At 55.1% G+C, this 20,132-nt stretch carries 11 protein-coding genes; 1 reads left to right on the top strand and 10 read right to left on the bottom strand.

Translation table 11 applies throughout. The annotated features are described in order from the left end of the window. Window positions 1–11: 11 nt before the first annotated feature. The 3 genes from BDD14_RS28380 to BDD14_RS28370 form a co-directional block, all read right to left on the bottom strand. Window positions 12–1,466 (bottom strand): TolC family protein, encoded by a 1,455-nt coding sequence (locus BDD14_RS28380; protein WP_165420368.1) that lies wholly within the window; start codon window positions 1,464–1,466, stop codon window positions 12–14. A 326-nt stretch (window positions 1,467–1,792) separates the two neighbouring features. Next, window positions 1,793–2,836 carry a sigma-54 interaction domain-containing protein gene (locus BDD14_RS28375; protein WP_207231921.1) on the bottom strand — a complete coding sequence of 348 codons (1,044 nt, stop codon included), beginning with the start codon at window positions 2,834–2,836 and terminating at the stop codon, window positions 1,793–1,795. Between the two features lie 380 nt (window positions 2,837–3,216). Further along, window positions 3,217–3,729, bottom strand: coding sequence for a hypothetical protein (locus BDD14_RS28370; protein WP_130424501.1), 513 nt, complete (start codon window positions 3,727–3,729; stop codon window positions 3,217–3,219). 338 nt (window positions 3,730–4,067) lie between these two features. Here BDD14_RS28370 and BDD14_RS32135 point away from each other — a divergent pair, with 338 nt between their 5' ends. Next, window positions 4,068–4,271 (top strand): hypothetical protein, encoded by a 204-nt coding sequence (locus BDD14_RS32135; protein WP_165420367.1) that lies wholly within the window; start codon window positions 4,068–4,070, stop codon window positions 4,269–4,271. A 70-nt stretch (window positions 4,272–4,341) separates the two neighbouring features. Here the strand turns inward: BDD14_RS32135 and BDD14_RS28365 are convergent, their stop codons facing one another. The 7 genes from BDD14_RS28365 to BDD14_RS28335 all read right to left on the bottom strand — a co-directional run bounded on the left by BDD14_RS28365 (window position 4,342) and on the right by BDD14_RS28335 (window position 20,120). Continuing rightward, entirely contained in the window at window positions 4,342–10,581 is a 6,240-nt protein-coding gene (locus BDD14_RS28365; protein WP_165420366.1) for a sigma 54-interacting transcriptional regulator, read from the bottom strand. 201 nt (window positions 10,582–10,782) lie between these two features. Continuing rightward, complete coding sequence (locus tag BDD14_RS28360) at window positions 10,783–11,670, bottom strand: sensor histidine kinase (protein WP_130424497.1); 888 nt, start codon at window positions 11,668–11,670, stop codon at window positions 10,783–10,785. 161 nt (window positions 11,671–11,831) lie between these two features. Next, window positions 11,832–12,209, bottom strand: coding sequence for a response regulator transcription factor (locus BDD14_RS28355; protein WP_130424495.1), 378 nt, complete (start codon window positions 12,207–12,209; stop codon window positions 11,832–11,834). 127 nt (window positions 12,210–12,336) lie between these two features. Then, window positions 12,337–12,963, bottom strand: a complete 627-nt coding sequence (locus BDD14_RS28350; RefSeq protein WP_130424493.1) for a response regulator transcription factor — start codon at window positions 12,961–12,963, stop codon at window positions 12,337–12,339. Next, complete coding sequence (locus BDD14_RS28345; RefSeq protein ID WP_130424491.1) at window positions 12,960–16,109, bottom strand: PAS domain-containing protein; 3,150 nt, start codon at window positions 16,107–16,109, stop codon at window positions 12,960–12,962. Before BDD14_RS28345 ends, BDD14_RS28350 begins: the two co-directional genes overlap by 4 nt. Window positions 16,110–16,674: 565 nt before the next feature. Further along, window positions 16,675–17,814, bottom strand: a complete 1,140-nt coding sequence (locus tag BDD14_RS28340) for an acyltransferase family protein (RefSeq protein WP_130424489.1) — start codon at window positions 17,812–17,814, stop codon at window positions 16,675–16,677. A gap of 65 nt (window positions 17,815–17,879) precedes the next feature. Beyond that, window positions 17,880–20,120 carry a glycoside hydrolase family 3 C-terminal domain-containing protein gene (locus BDD14_RS28335; protein WP_130424487.1) on the bottom strand — a complete coding sequence of 747 codons (2,241 nt, stop codon included), beginning with the start codon at window positions 20,118–20,120 and terminating at the stop codon, window positions 17,880–17,882. Window positions 20,121–20,132: the final 12 nt, after the last annotated feature.

Genomic DNA, 20,132 nt, shown 5'->3' with positions numbered 1-20,132 from the left:
GTGGGCACTCCTTAATTTCCATATTCCTCAGCGATGCGCCCGCGTGAATGGGACAAATCTGCCTTTGCTTGTTGCAAGTCGAACATCGCTCCTATCTGGCTATCTGTCGCCTGAGCAAGTGAGTTTTGGGCCGTGATGACTTCAATATTGTTTGTGATTCCCGCCGCAAAGCGATCGCGCGACTCCGTTAGTTCACGCGTTGAAAGCCTCAATGCCTCTGTCGAGAGCTGCAACTCCTGACGTGCAGCATCGAGCGTCGACAATGCAGTACGGACCTCCTGCGTTATTACGTCCTGGCGCTCCGTAACGGTTTGTTGGGAACGATCAGCAGCCAATCTTGCACGTTTGGATTCAGCGGTAATTCTGCCGCCGGTAAAGATCGGAAGCCTCATCTCTCCCTGATAGATGTATATCGGAAGAGCTCCTGCGGGGTTTCGTCCACTTTGAGCCCAATAGCCATCGAAGTGAAACTCGGGCAATCGTTGTTCCGCCGCCGCTTTGCTGTCATACTTTGCAGCCTGATGTTGGGCTTCAGCAGCCAGAAGATCCGGGCGTGTGTTGAATGCTTCGGCGAGCGACTGCTGTTCATCAGGAACCTGTTCGTCGGCTGCAGTGAGACTTTCTGCCGCAAGTACCTGCTGGTTCTCCTTCAACCCCAGAACCCGTGCGAGGCCATAGCCGTAAGCTCTCGTGTGAGATTGCGCCCGAACAAGATTTTCTTTCTCTACGTGTAGCTCGACGTTTGCTCGCAGCGCATCTGTGGTGGTTCCGGTACCCTGTGCCAACTGGTCGTTGGCAAGGCGCAGCAGGACAGTCGCCAGATCGATACGACTCTGAACGGCCTGTTCCGTCGCCTTCGACCGCAACAATGACAGATACTGGGCGACGACGATGCTCGCAATCGATTCCTGAACATCTGCGGCCTGCTCCTGCGAAGATTCTGCTCTGCGCTTTTCCGCCTGGTAGCTGCTCCACGCCGACACCGCAATGATTGGCACATCGAAGGTAGCCCCGAGCTGCACATTACTATATGGACCAACCGAGTAAGGAGCAGATTCCTGACCGAAGTTTGTCGCAAGATTGAGTCGCTGCATTTGCTCTTCAAGCCCCAACGTAGCCTTAGGCAAGTACACGGACCTTGCAACTTTCGCGCTCTGTTTAACCTCGAGAGCTTCGATTCGAGCAGCCAACAAGCGAGGGTTCTGCTTAAGTGCAATCTTCACGGCCTCATGCATCGTCAGCGAAACCGTGTCCTGATTAGGAGCGATATCAGGTTGGCTTTTCGAGCCGGTCTGGATCGATGTTACGGAGACAGAAGGCGATGTTAGAGGCACTTGTACCCCCTGTCCCGACACCGCTGAGGCCATGAGGCTCATGATTAGCGAGAGCAATAGAGGAGGCGAAATAACAAACTTCCGCGGCTTTATCGCACCCGGGTACTCACGCTGCATTTTATGGTCGCACATGCTTTGCTTCCTTCCTCCTCTTCTCATGCCACGAAAGTGCCGGTCTAAAAGATGAGCTCGGCTACTTACAACAGCAATCTCCTTGCCAAGGCACAAGCACATTGGAAATGACGGAATTCAAATGACTTGAGAAATGACCAGCGTGAGAGCGCTTTGGTTTTCGTCCAATCTTTGGCGCCAAGACAGAATGCCGATTGCCGGTTCGCGGCCGCAGCGTTGTCAAAGAATGGAAGATCAGATCGAAGTAAAGACGAGGTACGATTCAGGAACAACCATGCTTGTATCGCAAGTATGCTGCCAGCAATCGAGTGGAGCTGAAGCTTGTATTAGGTTGCTGTTGACTCAGCGTGGTCGATTCCCTCTGGCGGTACTGCGCTGCGCATTCGGATGGGGCGGACAAGTCCAAGTTTATTCATTTTGTAAGCTAACGTCGTACGATTGAGTCCCAGCTTAGCGGCTGCACCGACTGGGCCGCCTATCACCCAGTCCGCCGCTTCCAATGCTTGCAAAATTAGCGCCCGGTCGACCTCCTTCAAGTTAGTCGAGTTGCAAATTACAGCTACCGTGTCTTGATGGTTTATCGGTAGTGGGTTAGGAAGCACTCCATCGCAGGAAAGGATCACGGCACGTTCGACCAGGTTCTGTAGTTCGCGTACGTTCCCCGGCCAGGTATAGGAAGCAAACGCTGCCATTGTTTCCGGTGGTACTTGCTGAATCGGCTTGCCCATGCGTTGAGAAAGAATCCGAACAAAATAAGAAACCAGCTCTGGGATATCGCTCTTTCGGTTGCGTAATGGCGGTAGCACGACGGGAAAGACATTCAGCCGGTAGTACAGGTCGCTTCGGAATTCGCTCCGTGCAATCATGCCGGCCAAATCGCGATGTGTGGCCGCAATGAGGCGAACGTTGATCCGATGAGTTCGGCCGCTCCCCAGCCGCTCGAACTCCTGTTCTTGCAGAACCCGGAGCAGCTTCGACTGCAACGCCAGGGGTATGTCCCCGATTTCGTCCAGAAACAGGCTGCCCGTATCTGCCATTTCGAAGCGGCCAATCTTCTGCGCAATAGCTCCGGTGAAGGCTCCTCTCTCGTGACCAAAGAGCTCGCTTTCCAGCAGGTCGAAGGGAATGGCCGCACAATTCACCTTTACAAATGGGCGTCCGGCACGGCGGCTGAGATTATGAACGGCGCGGGCAACCAACTCTTTACCCGTGCCCGTCTCTCCCAGGACCAGCACGGTGGAGTCGGTCGGAGCCACGAGATCGACTTTCGCAAGCACAGCGCCCAGTGCGGCGCTGCTCCCTATGATCTGTTCCAGGCTGCGCTCTCCCATGCCCGAGTCACGGGATCTGAAAGTTAACGAGGTTGCCATAAGTACCACCTCAGATTTCCACCGATGGTGCATGGTTGAGCCATTACCCGACCTCTCTCGCAGCGTGCCATCTTGATAACAATCTGCCTCCTGCGCTTCCTAATCTCTTAGACAAGCAGGTGACATGCCAACCGCTAAGACATTGAAAACAAACGACGTCATAGCCAGATTCATGTTGCACACGCTCGACAAATGGCGAACTCTCGGCAGAACTGATTGGAATCAAGAACTGGCCCGACAACGGATGGAGTCCCTTTCGAGGTGCGCTTGTTTCGACGGGCGGAAAGGCATTTTGATGGCAAGAGCGGTTCGAGGTGAGGCGTGTAGCGTCTCACCTCAAAGATTAGGCGTGTTCAATTGTCTGAACCCACGCAAACGAATCAGGTGCCATCCGGAATTCGCGGCCCTGACCGTTCATCTCGCTCGCGAAGAATCCACTCGCGGACATAGGGAGGACAGTGAATCAATACAACCCCCTCGTCCTCGCAATCGCTCAGGAATCGTATAACCTCGACGTTCACTAGAGTGACCTCACCCAGGTCAAAGAGGACGTGAACACTGTCATCATCCATTTGAGCCTGTATGCTGCCGATATCGGCCGATTGAATTCGGCCAATGAGCCGCAAGGTTGTAGTGTGTCCGTCCAACTCTTTTTCAATCCTCAACATTGGTGGGCCATTCCTTTCAGCGCAATCGCAAGATACCGACACAAGATCATGGACCGCTAAGGAAAGCGGTCGCATAAACAGCGCCAATCTCAGTGAATGCGCCAGTAGGATGGATTGGAAGATACAGGGCCATTCGTTGTGCTTCTTTGGCAACTCATCATCGGTTGCTGAATTTGAGAATCCACGTTCCTGCGGTATCTGGATAATATGCATGGCGAGTGCCATACGTAAGTCACTGAAGCAAAATGGATGACCTCGGATTTTCAGTGGTGCATTTTCGACAAATGACGAGATCTCAACCAGTCGAATCGCCTGCCGAGCCCGGGACCGGCTGTTGATGACTGCACATTGCCGAAGCGTTCGGAGAGCAGGCAATTTCCGCGAAGGCGAACTCCAACACGTCGTGCGTGGTCTTGTGCGGGTCGATGTCTACGTTGTGTCGAAACCGATTTGGTGATTTATGGGGCCGCCGATGAAGTGGGCGCCGGCTGTATTCTTAATTGATGTCCAGTGATGCAGCACACCTGGCGTTGCCCTTCGCTGGAGAAGGCGCCAACCTCGTAATGTACGACGGCGCTGAACCGGGTAAGGCCATCGCCGCAAGCCTCGGTGATACCGAAGCCCCTCTCCCAGCGCGTAAAAGGAATCTGTTTCCTCACAGCGCATCTGCTGCTGTGGAGGCGGATCGGAACTTCAAGCTGTGTTTCGGCAACAACGCGCCTCAAAGTCAACTTGACCTGTTCACCAACAACCAGCCTGTCAAATAATTGCCTTACAACGAGGGAAAGGAGCGCCTGATGGAAGGAACTGCTCCACGAGAGCGAAATGGTATCGCCATTAGGAGGTTTGGCGTTTGTACTCGTACTTGCTAATCCCCAAACGCCTGATTTTCGATTCGAGCGTCGACCGGGGAATCCCGAGCTTGGCAGCCGCGCCTGAAGGTCCGGCGATGCGACCTTGGCACTCAGCCAGAGCAGCTTCGATGATCTCCACTTCACAATCTGACAACGTCGAAAGTCCTTCGCGCGGCTGCCGGGACTGTGTGGATTCGAGTTTCAGCCAGCTCTCATCAACGAAGAACGTGTCCGTTTCACTGAGAATGACCGCACGTTCCACGACGTTCTGTAATTCACGGATATTTCCCGGCCAGTCATAGACCGTTAACCGCTCCAGCGTTTGCTTACAGATATGTCGGATCGTTTTGCCTGCCACTTTGGCGTAGCGCCCAACGAAATATTCGACGAGCAGGGGAATATCTTCCGCTCGCTCGCGGAGCGGTGGAATGACAATCGGAACAACATTGAGTCTGTAGAAAAGATCCTGGCGGAAGGTTCCGGCAGCGACGGCAGTAGGCAGATCTCCATTTGTGGCCGCGATTAGCCGAACGTCTACTGAGATCGGATGATTGCTTCCTACTCGCTCAAACTCACGCTCCTGAAGCACACGCAGGAGTGCGATCTGGGTTTCCATGGGGAGATCGCCGATCTCATCAAGGAAGAGTGTCCCTCCGTCAGCGGATTCAAACCTCCCTATACGTCTCTGCAGAGCGCCCGTGAAGGCGCCTTTCTCGTGCCCGAAAAGCTCAGAAGCAATCAGCGATTGGGGGATGGCGGCGCAGTTCACGCGGACGAAGGCTCTGGACGCGCGGTTCGATCGCCGATGAAGTGCGCGAGCAATCAGTTCTTTACCCGTTCCGGTTTCGCCCAAGATGAGCACGGTCGAAGCCGACGATGCAACTTTTGTCACTTGCTTCAACACCTGACGCATGGGTTCGCAAGAACCGACAATCTCCTCAAACATTGAGAAGCGATCGACGTCTTCGCGCAGCGAAACGTTCTCGTTTTGGAGGCGTTGCTCAGCCACTTTGCGATCCTCGATGTCTGTTCCCGTTGCATACCAGCGCACGACCCGCCCCTGCTCGTCGCGGAAAGGGTTATAACGAAGGAGATACCAACGATACTTGCCGTCTTTTCCGAGAATTTGCCGTTCGGTCTCAAACGGAACACCCTTTGGCAGCTCGCTTTGCCGAACTTCTCGGAACCTCTCAAGGTCCTCGGGATGAATGACGCGATCGCGGAAAGTATCCGCCTGTACCTCCTCAATCGACAAACCGGTATATTCAAGTGCCACTCGATTGACATAGACCGTCCGGCCATCGGGATTCAAGACGACGATCAATTGCGGTATGGCATCGGTAATGCGGCGGAGCTCGTGTTCATCTTGCCGTCGCTTTTCCTCTGCCTGTTTTGCTGCGGTCACATCCGTCACGGCACCCACAAATTCAAGATCCCCAGATGAGTTTGTCAACGCGCGAGCGGAAACGTGTAGGTGCTTGACTGAACCGTTCGGCATCAGCAAACGGTGTTCGAGCTCAAAGTCGGCTCTTGCCTCAGACGCCCGGTCGCGAGCCTGTTGCACGAGCTCTCTGTCGTCGGGATGAGTTCGTCGCACTCCCATCTCCAACGTAGGCCTTGCTTTTCGATCGTATTCAAAGATATTGTAGGTTTCCACCGACCAGTAGATTTCTCCGTTGGCAACACTCCAGCCGAAGCTGCCGGTGTGGCTTAGGCTCTGCGCTTCAGCCAGGAAAGTTTCGCCGCGTTGCAGATCCGAATAGAGGCCAGCATTTTCGAGCGATATCGCGGCCTGCGAAGCCAGCAACTCCAACACCGCGACCCGGTCCGACGTGAACGCGCGTGGCGTCAAATTATTCTCCAGGTAGAGTACGCCGACGAATTTTGATTGCTTGACTATGGGCACGCATAGCACGGACCTGGGGTGCTTCCTGCGCAGATACTCGTCCTGCGAATACAAGTTCTCGACCGAAGCATCATCAAGCAACACACGCTCCCGAGTCCGAATGACATAATGAAGCGCGGATTGGGGGAGATCAGATGAAGTGACGGCCATCCGCCGAACTGTGACCGCAGCCCTTTCGTGGCCGGTGACAGCCTCCGCCTCGATCTGTGGTTCATCGTCTCGGAGGAGGATGAGGAGACCCCGCTCGGCGCCTGCATGCTCAACCGCGAGTCGCATAAGTTTCTCGATCAGCCTGGGCAGCAAAATCTCGCTCGACAATGCTTTCGATGCTTTGAATACAGCTTCGACATCCAACTGCTCGACCTGCGTGCCGGTTGTAGTCGCAAGGGCGCCTCGAGCCCGCTCCTCGCGTAAGTGAGGATGCTGAGCGTCCAACTGTCCGACCTTGCCATGTGCACCCCAACCGTCATAGGAGTTCCGGGCGCTGCGGAGAAATGCGTGAGCGACTGTCTCTACGCCGCGCTCCGCATAGAATCGCGCGGCGATCTCATAGGCCAGCGCCTCATTCTGGATGAAGCCATTCTCACGCGCCAGGGTGATTGCTTGCTCATAGAGACGCATTGCGTCGGAGTCCCGCCGTTCGAGGCGGCCGATCTCAGCCGACACCAGCGCGTGCTTGTCGGCGAACGTCGATGGATTGATTTCGGCCCATGCGCGCAGTTGTTCAACATGCGTCAAAAGCAGGTCATGCCACACTTGCTGCTGATCGGCGGAGGCATTCTCATAGCATGCGGCCACCGTTAGCGCGAAATAATAAAAGTAGTCGAGCAACTGGATGAGACCGGTAGACGCAGCAAGTAGGGATTGCGCCTTGTCTGCGGCCGCCAGAGCCTCCGGATAGTCGCCTGACAAAAATCGAGCCTTCAGTTTGAAGATCCAGTACCAGCAGATCATCATAGGCAGTCGCTTCCCGGTAAGCTGTGCCTCATACGTCTTCTCATCGAACTGTGCGTCGTTAAACGTGGAAAAGCTCGCGGTCCGCCCCTGCATGGTTGCGATGAAGCGCCGTTGACCCTCGACAATGTCTGTAAAATCCCTATATTTGGCTTCACAGACGAAACGCAAGGCCTTCTCCGACTCGCCCCAAACCACATCGAGCGGATCGTTCCGCAACAGGAGAGCGGCTATACATTGCTGCTGGCCGAAGCAAGCGAAGCTCAGATCGCCAGTCTCAACCCCGGTGCGAATTGCCGTCCGCATGGAATCGAGCGCAGTCTTGATCGGCTGCGTAAACAGACCGATGGCTCCCTTGGTGCTGTGAACCTTCGTACGATAGGCGATAAATCCGTGTTTCTCGACCAGGTTACAGGCGAGTTTGGCGAAACGGTCCGCATCGCCGAAACGGCAAGAGACATGTCCAAGCACAAAGCTCCAATCGGCGAAGGCGTGCGCGGAAGCACCGCTCGTGCCGTGCTCTATCCCGATTTTCACCATACGGCTCACCAGCAAGCACCACAAACGGAGGTCCGTAAAGAAGGCGGAAGGCGTGAGCGCCGATAAGACCTGTATGCCGGCTTGCAGTTCCGGATCGGACATCAGCGATAGATCAATCAGACTTTCGATCGGGCGTCCATCGAGGCTTTGCCAAACTGCTTCAAATGCAGCCTGAACATCCTCCCAGGTTGGATGGGCCGGTATGTCAATGCCGAAAGTGCCTAGGCCGGTGAGGGCGCTGGCTACAGCTTCACTGTATTCTGCCTTTAGAAAATGGGACTGGACCTTGAGTTGGTAGGCCGCAGCCCTGTCAACCCTCGATAGTCGGCGCTGCAACAAATCCTCAACTAATTGCCCGCATTTTTCTGAGTTACCGGTCAGCAACTCAGCCCGCGCCCATTCGAGCGACAGACTAGATATCAATTCGTAGTGGCTGACCCAAGCCCCTTCGTCGAGTAATGCCGCACCATCCGAAAAATGGGCCCTCGCTGACGCATAGGCCGCCGATGCGTTTGCCTTTCGCCCGGCACGTAGATTGATCGTTGCTACCCGTATTCTTTCTTCGTCCTGCACCAGCAGTGCAGCGCCGCGATTGAAGTGGTTCGCGACATCGAACAGATGTTCGGCGAGTTTTTCCGTCGCCATCTTTGCCAGGAGAGCACGGCCTACCGTCAAGTGGACTCCTGCACAATCTTCCTGGGGAATGAGGCTATAAGCGGCCTGCTGGATTCGGTCGTGCAGAAAGCTATACGAGCTGCCGTCGGGATAGATGAGCCCTGCACCCACGGCTTCAGACAGCGCCGCATGCATCGTCTCCTCTGCTCCCTCGTGAACCAGAGCCAGGGTCGAAACCTCGACGACACTGCCCAGGCAAGCGAGTTCTTTCAGCGCTTTCTGAGCTTCGGCAGACAGCCGCTTTATCCTTCCGACCATGAGGTCTACCACGCTGTCGGTGTAGCCCTTGGAGCGGATGCGATTCATGTCCCACTGCCAGACCCGCGCAACCTGGTCGAGCGAGAGCAACTCTTCATCGACTAATACAGTCAGAAACTGAATGACAAAGAAGGGATTCCCACCGGTCTTCTGGTGTACGAGTTCGGCCAGAGGATGCGCGGTAAGCCGCGCGCAATGCAGCGCCTCGGAGACGAGGCGGTTCACATCGTCAAGTTCGAGCGGGGTAAGCACGATCTCCAGCATCTTCGCATCGGTGTCACGGATCGCCTCAAGGGTTTGACACAGCTGATGAGAGGCGTCGACCTCGTTGTCTCGGTAAGCTCCGATCAGCAAAAGGTACTTGACTTCAGAGTGACTGAACAGATGGACGAAGAGGTCGAGCGTCGCCTCATCTAACCATTGCAAATCGTCAACGAACAGCACAAGCGGGTGCTCCCGTGTGGCGAACGCATTCAGGAAACTCCGGAACACCCTCTGGAAGCGGTTTTGGGCATCCTGCGGTGGAAGGTCGGGAATGGGCGGCTGTTTCCCAAGGATGAACTCCAACTCGGGGACGAGATCAATGATAAGTTGACCATTCGGTCCCACCGCCTGTGCCAGAGCTTCTCGCCATTGATCCACCTCTGCTTCCTTCTTGGTGAGGATCTGACGGATTAGGGTCTGGAAGGCTTGGGCCAATGTTTCATACGGTATGTCGCGCTTATATTGATCAAACTTGCCCGCCGCGAAAAGTCCTTGCGGTGCAATCAACGCTTTTTGCAATTCGTGCACCACAGAGGATTTGCCGACGCCGGCATAGCCGGATACAAGCACGAGCTCAGGGGTGCCGTTTGCCACGACCCGATCGAAGGCCTCCAGCATAGCGTTTATCTCGCGCTCCCGCCCATACAGTTTCTCTGGGATCAGCAATCGATCCGCGATGTCATGGGCGCCCAACGGGAATGGATCGATGCGACCCCGCGTTTCCAACTCAGACAGGCAATGCCGAAGGTCGGCTTCGAGACCCTCGGTGGTCTGATAGCGCTCCTCTGCGGTCTTAGCCATGAGGCGCATGACGATATCCGAGACCGGCGTCGGGAGATCGCAAAGACTGTCGGGCGGAGCCGGTTGGCGAGCGATGTGGCAGTGGACCCATTCCATGGCATCAGCCGCAGCAAACGGCAGACGCCCGGTGAGCATCTGGTACAAGGTCACACCGAAAGAGTAGAAATCGCTAGGGGTATCAATCGAGCGATTCATGCGTCCGGTCTGTTCAGGCGCCATGTAGGCCAGTGTGCCGGCATTGATCTCCGGCGGCGCAGGTGCCTGGCGGTCACGCGGCAGCCGTGACGCAATTCCAAAGCCGGTCAGCCAGACGCTGTCGGCATCGTCAACGAGCACATTTCCAGGCTTGATGTCCTTATGTATCAGTCCGCGCCGATGGATTTGTCCGAGTGCTCTCGTTAACCCGATGGCGATGCGCAGTGCGCGTCTCAGATCGAGCGGTTGCCCCTGGTGTAGATGAAGAATCTGATCCAGTGGTTCACCGCCAGGATCTTTGAGTACGAGAATCGTTCGCCCTTCGTGACGACTGAGAGCCAGAGGCCGGGCTGCCCAAGCGGGATCGAGTTCGGCGGCGAGTGAGTATTCGTGCTCCAACCGCCTGAGACTCTGAGGCGACGGTTGCTCCCTGGTTAGTGCCACTACCAGGACAGGCGATGGGTTGCCGTGCTGCCGACCGCGATAAAGGGTGAAGTCCGCACCTTCCCGGAGGGGCACGAGCACGTACCCAGAAGACTCTGCTCCGGAAAGTATCCCCGACGCCACGGCTGCAGGCCCCGGATACGGCACGTCTTGCAAGAATGGAGTTCCAAGTGACGAGGTAGTCAAGTTTGATTCCTGATCGCAGTCTCCTGACAAGATTGAAATAGGCTCTCTGTTTTCGATCGCCCCTTGCTCATCAGTGGTGGGCGTCCCAACGTCTTTCATCCTTCGTCACCGACCTTCATCCGTTGACTGCCGAAAATCCCCTCCCGATCCTTCCGGGAACGTGCTGATGTCGCGTGGCCGTCATAATGCTCCTGCAGACATCTATTTAAGGCTATGACTGTGACGGATATAGTTAAACGATCTTCGATTGATGGCTTTTCTTCCTGGGGGGCGAACAAGGGCATGTTCGACAATCTGGAGTGTCGGTTTTGCGAGCCTTAAAGCAAATATTGTGGAACCGGAACAACTGCTTTCAATCTGCAGGCTGCCACCGTACTCACGTGCTACATAATCTGCGATAGTAATGCCGAGGCCGATCCCGCCCTGTTTATCCGATGTCACAAACGGTTGAGACAGATTTTGCCTCACACCAGCAGGAACGCCCAAACCATTGTCTTTCACGCGAATGCAAACGAATGAATGATCATCGTGAAGTGAGATTTCAACTTTCCCCGGTTCAGTTGCCCGCTGCGCGGCGAAACAGGCATTTAGCAGCAGATTGTAGACGGCACTGCTGACGATTGTTTTATTGAAGAGGGCGGAGATCGACGGAGACTCTTCAGCGGTGATACTTACTCCTGTTGCATGCGGATGGGGCCGAATCGCGGCCACTGTTCGCTCAATGAGATCGTTGAATGACTCTATGACATCCGGCGATGGGAGCTCGCTTTTAGCATTGAGGAGTATAAAGTCGAGCGTTTTCGTTATATCTTCGATGGCCAGCTTAACTTCTTCAAAGAGCTGTTTACGGTCAGTTGCCAGAGTTGCCGGTTCGCTCATGAATTCAGCATTGCAATAGACGGCTGATAGATGATGTCGAATGTCGTGTGACAGTAACGACGCTATCGACGTTGCCAATGACTCACAGCGCCCCCCATTGAGACGGCTTCGATTAAGTTGCATCCCGCTTCCCTGCGCCCCCCCTGGGGAGGCAAGAACGCTCTCTGTGTCGAGGCTAGTGTCTTCGTCGATTGACATGAACTGACTCATAGATCGAATCCTTTGGTTTATCAGCAGATAGGGCTATCCCGAGTATCTGTTCGAATGCGCGTTCGGCTTGGTTCCGCTCAGCGTACACAAATGCTTCGCCACTGTTCACATAAGACCTCCTCAACAAAGCCGCAGGGTTTCCCGTGCCACCTGTCGGTTGCTCACATATCGAGTGCGGCTCGCACTCTGTTGAGTAAGACCTGATCGTCGAACGGTTTCACCAGGAACTCGGCTGCCCCTTCCCTCATTGCTTGCATTCGCACTCTCGCATCTCCGTGTGCGGTGATGAAGATGATCGGGGTGTTAAATCGATCAGCCTTAAGCCTTGCCTGCAGTTCCAGGCCTGACATTCCCGGCATTCGGATATCAACTATCAGACACGCGGCTCTATGCTGCAGGCCGGATTCGAGGAATTCTTCCGCAGATCCAAAGCACCGAGCCGAAAGCCCATCCGCTTCCATCAGGTCCTGGAGTGCGCTTTGGACTGATTCATCGTCATCTACGATTGCAACGAACTTGATGCTCTGGTCGCTCGTCATTCCAACACCGTAACGCGACGATGAACCGAAAACAATCAGACTTTAGGACGGAGCAATAAAACTTTGGTCAAGGCACGCCTTCCGCTAGAGATTGAGCTTGGAATTCCCGAAGCGGAAGTGGCGGGTATCAGCGGTGAGTTGACATCTTGAGCTTGTCCGCCATTCTGACCAGGTCGGGCAAAGACTTAGCCTGCATCTTTTGCATCACGCGCCCGCGGTGGATTTTTATTGTAGTTTCACTGGCCCCGAGTTCCGCTGCAATCTGCTTGTTGAGCAACCCGGAGACGACCAGACTCATGACTTCATACTCGCGAGCGCTCAGCGTGCTATAGCGTTTCTGCAGTTCAGCTAGTTGCTTCTGCTTTTCGCGGACTCCTCGGTCGCGCCTGAGTGCACGATGAATCACATCGAGGAGGTCTTGCTCCCTGAATGGCTTCGTCAGAAACTCAACGGCACCAGACTTCATGGCTCTCACGGTCATCGGAATGTCCGCGTGGCCGGTGATAAATATGATGGGAATTCTAACTCCCGCCCTGCTCAATTCCTGCTGAAGGTCCAAACCGCTAGCGTCGGGAAGTCTTACGTCCAAAACCAGGCAGCTAGGGCCGTCTCGCCGCTCGCTCGACAAGAACCCTTGCGCTGTGGCGAAGGACTCAGAGTGCAGGCTCACCGACTCCACTAAATCGTGAATTGATTCACGCACGCCTGCATCATCATCAACGATGAATACGGTGGGCACATCTCCAATGCTCATTGCTGCAACTCCGCAGGCAAGGTGAAATGAAATGTCGCACCGCGTTCCGCATTAGCGGTGGCCCACAAGCGGCCACCGTGTGCTTCAATAAGGGAACGGCTAATAGCTAGGCCCATACCCGTGCCTTGAGGTTTAGTCGTATAGAACGCACTGAAAAGCCGGTCTAGTTTTTCGCTGGGAAGGCCGACGCCGGTATCGCTAACGGAGATGAGCAAGAGGCCGTCTTCAGTGCTCTGGGACCGGATAATGAGCTCGCCGGTCCTGTCCGTCATGGCCTCAATACCATTCAGTAACAGGTTCATCAATACCTGTTGCAGTTGCACGCGATCTGCCATGATTTGCGGCAGATGGGGGGCAAGCTCCGTGCGCAGCGAGATTGAGTGCCGGTCGGCCTCGTCACGCAACAGCGCAAGTATTTCCTCGGCGACCTGGTTAAGATCGACCAACTCACGCTTCGGTGGAGCACCTGTCTTGTAGAACGCCCGCAGACGTTGGATGATTTCGGCAGCACGGTTTCCGTCGTTCTCAATTCTCGTTGCGGCCGCGCGGGCTCTTTCCAGATCCGGGGGATTGTGCGCAAGCCATCGCAAGCAGGCATTGGCGCTTGTGGTTGCAGCAGCAATGGGTTGATTGAGTTCATGGGCAAGGGAGCTGGCCAGCTCACCAAGCATGGTCACCCGGTTTATGTGCGCGAGCTCTGTCTCTAACTGGCGCAGCCTCTCACGCTCCTCTTCCGCACGCTTGTGCTCCGTGACATCCATGATCGTTCCCATCATTTCAATGAGCTCGCCCGATTGGCTCACAACAGGATAGCCGATTGCGTGCAAGTGCTTGATGGTTCCATCGTTGAGGACAATCCTGTAGTCCGATTCGTACTCCGTTTTCTGGCTTTCACATCTTTCAAAAAGCTCCTGGATGCGCTGTTGGTCATCAGGATGATTTCTGCTAAACCAAAATTCAGCGCTCGAAGTATCTTCATCGGGTTGAACTCCGAATATTCGGTAGATCTCAGGCGACACAATGACTGTCCCAGACGCAACATCATGTCTCCAACTGCCCATATGGCTTAGCCTTTGGGCTTCAAGAAGAGATTCTTCACTGCGGCGCACCTTCTCCTCAGCACGTTGGCGCTCCGTCACATCCATGATTGTGCCTACAACGTTGATGATTTCGCCTGACTCATCCATCGCAGGGTGAGCGATAGAGTGGAGGTGCTTTATCGTTCCATCTGCAAGCACGATTCGAAAGTCAAGCTCAGGATTTACCCACCTGTTTTGTGTGTAGACTATTTTTGCTCTCCGCTCAATCTCGGGTAGATCTTCGGGGTGCGCCCTCTCGAGGATGGAATCCCAAGCGGGCGTCACTTTCTCGGGGTCGTAGTCAAATATGCGATAGGTCTCTTGCGACCAGAAGCTAGTGCCGGTACGCAAGTTCCACGCCCAACTGCCGGTGTGAGCCAGCCTCTGCGCTTCGGCTAAATAAGTTTCACTTTGCTGTAGAGCTTCCTGTGTCAGCTTTCGTTCAATTGCAACTCCCGCCAGATGAGTGATCTGTTCGATGGTCTCCAGGTCTCTCGGGCTCGGGCTGCGCGGCTCGCGATAATACATGGCGAACGTTGCGATTACTTTGCCCTGGGAAGAAACGACCGGAGTGGACCAACAGGCGCGTAGAGAATGGTGCTGAGCCGCCTCGCGGTAATTCGTCCAAAGTGAGTCGTTTGCAATGTCCACCACGATCACTTGTTCTCCGCGGAATGCGGCTGTCCCGCAAGAACCCGTAGAAGGCCCGATCACAATTCCATCGATGGCATCAGTGTAAGTCTTTGGAAGGCTGGGAGCACCGCCATGCCGCAAGCGGTTCCCGTCAACTAATAAGATCGACGCCAGGAAACCGCTGGCTTGAGCCTCCACGAAACGGCACACGCCATCAAGTATCTGCGGAAGAGGGTCCCCTTTGGCCACCATCTCAAGAATCCGCTTCTCTCTAGTGAGTAAGTCTTCGGCACGTTTCCGCTCTGTGATGTCAGCATTTATCCCGAACCATTTGACGATGTTGCCGGACTCATCGCGCAAGGGGTTAGCCCGGAACAGAAACCAGCGGTACTCTCCGTCGAATCGTCGCAGTCGCGCTTCGGCCTCTCCTGCCGTACCGGAAGCCATGATGGATTGCCACGAACCAGCCAAGCCGTTAAGGTCTTCGGGATGAACCGCAACCGTCCAGCCCCAATCCTGCGTCTGTTCCGCGGACAAACCCACAAAGTCAAGGTAGCGCTGGTTGAAGAAATCTGCCGAGCCGTCTGGACGAGCCGACCATGACAGTGCAAGGGTCGTATTGACGATCAGGTTAAGATTGTGTTCGCTCGCCCGCAGAGCTTCCTCAGCCCGCTTGCGATCTTCAATATCCGTCGCGATTCCATACCATTTGAGTATCTCGTCGTGCCCATCACGCAACGGCATACCGCGAACTAAAAACCAGCGATATTGTCCATCAGCAGTACGTCGCAGACGCACCTCATGCTCGAACGGCTGGCCCGTGGCCAAGGATTGGTGCCACTTCTCCATATGTTCGCTAGCGTCGTCGGGGTGAACCGTACTCCGCCAACCTGAATCTACAGTTTGTTCTCCCGATAAACCCGTATATTCTGCCCATTGCCTGTTTACGAATGCGTTGGAGCCATCGGGCAGCGCACTCCACGCCATCGCCGGCATCGTTTCGATGACCTCACGAAGCCCCTCTTCACTTCGGCGGGCGGCGTCTTCTGCCCGCTTGGCGCTCAGAGCCTCTCTGCGGGCGCGGTTTGAAAGATGGCTGGTAGTGATCCCGATGATGAGGAATGCGGCGAGTGCAAAGATGTCACGCGAATCACTAAGCCGAAGACTGCCGACTGGCGGGAGGAACCAAGCAAACTCCAGGGCTGCGAGTAATGAGACGAAGAGCGCGTAACGAAAACCCCAGAGGTAGGAGACAATCAACACGAGAAAGAGAAAAATCAGGACTGCGGATAAGGCCCGATCACGAAGAGAAACTGTATCGAGCACGGCGGCGGCCACGAAGAGAGCCACGATACATATCAGAAGCCGGAAAATCGGCTTCGCGATAGCGCCCGCGTGCATCATGTCAGAGGAGCGATCGCTCTGTAATTCCATAGATGCCTCAACGCTAGCGCGTTTCCAACCTGGGTTGTCCAATCGGTGCCAGTACCAGCACAGATGATGAGTTGCCACGCTGTCGGCCGCGATAAAGGGTGAAATCCGCACCTTTCCGGATGGGCACGAGCAGGTACCCAGTAGCCTCTGCTCCGGAAGGCATCCCCATCGCCACGGTTACAGCCCCTGAATTCGGCGCGTCTTGCGAGAGTGGAAATTCGAGTGGCGAGGTAGTCATATCGGGCCCTGAGCCAATTGTTCTTATAGTAAATGCAGTCCTCGTGTATTCATATTAGTTAGTGATCAATGCTTCGTATCGCCTCGTACGCCGCATCGTCGAGCTACATCCTCCGCACCTCCGTTCGCGCAGAAGTACGAATGGCTCAGTTGATCGGAGTTCAGGCGCCGTTTTTCACAAGACCACGCCATAGAGCGGAGGTGCTCTGTTCCTGTGCGAAAAGTGGAACCGGAACGCCAAGACAAGCATCAGGATCCGCCCGGCAAAGTATCGAGTTCTTTTGAAGTCCGACCAATCGTGTTTTCCAATTGCCGCTCTGTCCTGTGATTAAGCGGTCACTGGTTTGATGCTGGAACTCCGCTTGAGACCGTAACGACGGGTCAGCCAAGCGCGAACGGGCTCGTCGAAGTACTTCAGAGCAATCCAAGCCACAAAGATAACAAATGGAATAAGCAGGAAAATCCATATCAGCTTCACATCCGTGCTCGGATGCCTCGTTGACGAGTAACCTGCAATGACATATACGAACGGAATGTGAGTGATATAGAGGGGATAGGAAAGTCGGCCGCTGAACTTGCAGAGCCTGATCATGCCTGTGCCTGCATTCGAGTGCGCCCCACAAAGGATGACGAGCGGGAACAAGAAGAGCACGCATGCCGCGTCATAAAGACCGTTGAACGAGAGACCGCTCACTTTCGAGAACTGTGTCATCTGAAAGCACACCACAAGAGCAATCGAAAGCGGGAGCAGCCCAATCCTGGGGAACCGCATGCGGTCATGAATTCGATAAAGCCAGAGACCCATCACGAAGGAGACCGTGAGGCGTAGCGGCGCCATCCAGATCTCCGGATAACCCCAACCTCCGTCAAGCGATCCTTTCGTATTCGCGGTCCAAATGAGAAGCAGCCCTGACAATGCAAAGATGATCGCCAGAGTGATTGTGCGCAGCCTGCGAAGAATCAGAGCATATGCGATGTTCCCGAGGTACTCCTGCATCAGTGACCAGGCAGGCCCATTGAGTGCCTGAGTCTCGTGTAATCTCCCCCCAACCAGAGGTGACGGCAGCAGGAGCAATGAGGTGATATATGCGAGCAGCAGCATCGGAGCGGTAGTATGATTCATCGCCTTGCTGAAGGGATCGAAGATGTAACCCAGCAGGCCCAGAGTGGCTCCGATGAGAACCAGAGGGTGAAGCCGGATGAGACGGATGCGGAAGAATTGAAGCATCGTCATCCGTGTCCAGCGATCGTCGTATGCATACGCGACCACAAAGCCGGACAACCCGAAGAAAAAATCAACTGCCAAATAGGCGTGGTGCATTAAGTGAAGAGGAGGCCTAAAGCCAAATGGGTAGTTGAATATGTGAAAGAGCACGATCAGAAAGGCCGCGCTTCCTCTCAAGCCATCCAGCACTTCAAAGTGTTCTTTTCCATCACTCGTACGGCCGGCAGTAATGGCAACATTCATCGGACAGTTCTCCACAATTCAAGCTCCGCGCCTTTTTCTATGCGCGTTTTGCAGCGACGGGTGTTTCAGCGAACCGCAAGACTTGCGATCAGAGGCGTGTTGTCCGAAGAACTCCCCGCCAGCACTTGATATTTGCCCGGGCGCAGGTTCCAGGCGTTCTTCTCTTCATCAAAGGTCTTCAACACCCGGTCATCGATCGCAATCGTAACGATCTGAGATTCGCCAGGAGCAAGTGTGATTCGCTTCCACCCGGCAAGGCGCTTGAAAGATTCGTCTGAACCTTTCGGAAGCCGCCCATAGACCTGAGCAATCTCGGTACCGGTTCGCTTGCCGGTGTTCTTGACAGTGAAGCGCGCAGTCCTGGCGGTTGAATCGACAGACAGGCCGGAGTATGCGTAGGTGGTGTAAGACAAACCGAATCCGAAGGGAAACAGTGGCTTCTTATTCTGTGCTTCATACCACTTGTAGCCAACCTCTGGCCCCTCATCGTAGTGAACAGCGTAACCAGCGTGAGCCGAAGCATCCGCTGTAGGCGCACCGCTGTCGGCAACATCTCCAGCGTGTCGGCTCTCGGATGGAATCTTAGGCGCATCGGGATGCGGAAGATCTGCTTCGCTTTTCGGGAAAGACAGCGGGAGCTTGCCCGCCGGATTGACGTCTCCAACGAACACGTTTGCCAGCGCCTTGTGTCCTGAACTTCCGGCGTACCAAGCCTCGACGACGCCCGCTACTTTGTCGATCCAGGGCATCGTGACGGCGGTGCCAGTTTCGAGCACGACGATGGTGTGAGGATTCGCTGCCGCCACCTGCTCGATCAATGCATCCTGGTTATCCGGAAGAGAAAGGCTCGGCACGTCCATGTCTTCTGCCAGGCACTGATATGCAAAGACAATCGCAAGATCAGCAGACTTGGCGAGGTTCGCAGCCGACTTCGGATCTGTTCCCGGATCGAAATCAATCTTTGCGTTCGGCAGCACCGTCTGAAGCGCCTCTAAGGGAGAAGTTGGGAACCAAACGGGCTTCTGCCAGATCGTCGCGCCTTTGCCAGGAGGCATGATGGCATTGCCGCCGGGAGGATCGACTTGTGCCGATCCTCCACCGGAGATCATCCCGACGTCGGCATGCCCGCCAATCATCGCGATGGTGTGGACCCTGGATGGATTGATCGGAAGCACCGTCGGGCTGTTCTTCAGCAGAACGATGCTCTTTTCCTCTACACGCTGCGCGACTTCGAAGCCCTTCTCCACATCGACGACGCTCTTCTGAGGCGGGTCGTCGACGATGCCAGACAGAAATTCAGCGTAGAGAACTCTCCGCGCATGGTCGTCAATTTCTGACATTGGCACTCTTCCGGCTTCCACTGCTTCTTTCAGCTTTGGACCAAAGAAGTCGGCCATAGGCTGTTCCTGATCAAGACCTGCTGCGGATGCCTTTTCTGTACTGTGTGTCCCACCCCAGTCGGAAATGACAAATCCCCTGAAGCCCCATTCCTGCTCGAGCACATCGCGCAGCGTGTAGGAGTTTTCACAACCGAAGTCGCCATTGATCCGGTTGTAGGAACACATCACTGCACCGGGATTCGCGATGGAAATGGCGATATGAAATGCTAGCAAATCAGATTCCTGCATCGCGCGCTTGGAGATGACGGAGTTCACAAAGAAACGCCCCGTCTCCTGATCATTCATCACATAGTGCTTGATGTCGCCGACCACATGTTGCGCCTGTTCACACTTCATGAGGTTGCCGACGACGGTGCCCGCGAGGAGTGGATCTTCACCCGCATACTCGAAGCTGCGTCCATTCCGTGGCTCGCGGGCTAAATCTACCCCGCCTCCCAACGTCATGTTGAACCCTTGCGCTCGGAGTTCCTGGCCAATCACAGTGCCGAATTCGCAAGCGGAGTCTTGATCCCAACTTGCCGCAGCACCTAGGCTCGAAGGCATAGCTGTCGAATACCTTCCATTCGCCCCGCTGTCTCTCACTCCATAGCCCGCATCGGAAATTACCAGGGGAGGAATTCCCAAGCGCTTGACGCCCTCAACGTATCCCGCACCGCCGTTGGTAAGTTGTGACAGGGGCATCTGCCACTGAGGCACGTGAGCCATCCCGTTCCCGTGCAATAAAGCCAGCTTCTCGTCGAGAGTGAGCTGCTTCAGAACCATATCGGCACGTTCTTCTGGGGAGAGTTTGGAATTCATCCACGGCCCGTCTGCGACCTGAGCGGCGGCTACGGAGGTTGCGATGATCATTCCCAAGGCTGCGATGACGGTGTAAAGAAGGTAAAAACCAAACCTGCGATTCTGCATTTGTCTTCCGAC

It is taken from the genome of Edaphobacter modestus (genome assembly GCF_004217555.1).
GTDB lineage: Bacteria > Acidobacteriota > Terriglobia > Terriglobales > Acidobacteriaceae > Edaphobacter > Edaphobacter modestus.
The sequence above is the reverse complement of the archived record's forward strand: the minus strand, read 5'-3'. Positions and strand labels throughout refer to the sequence as shown.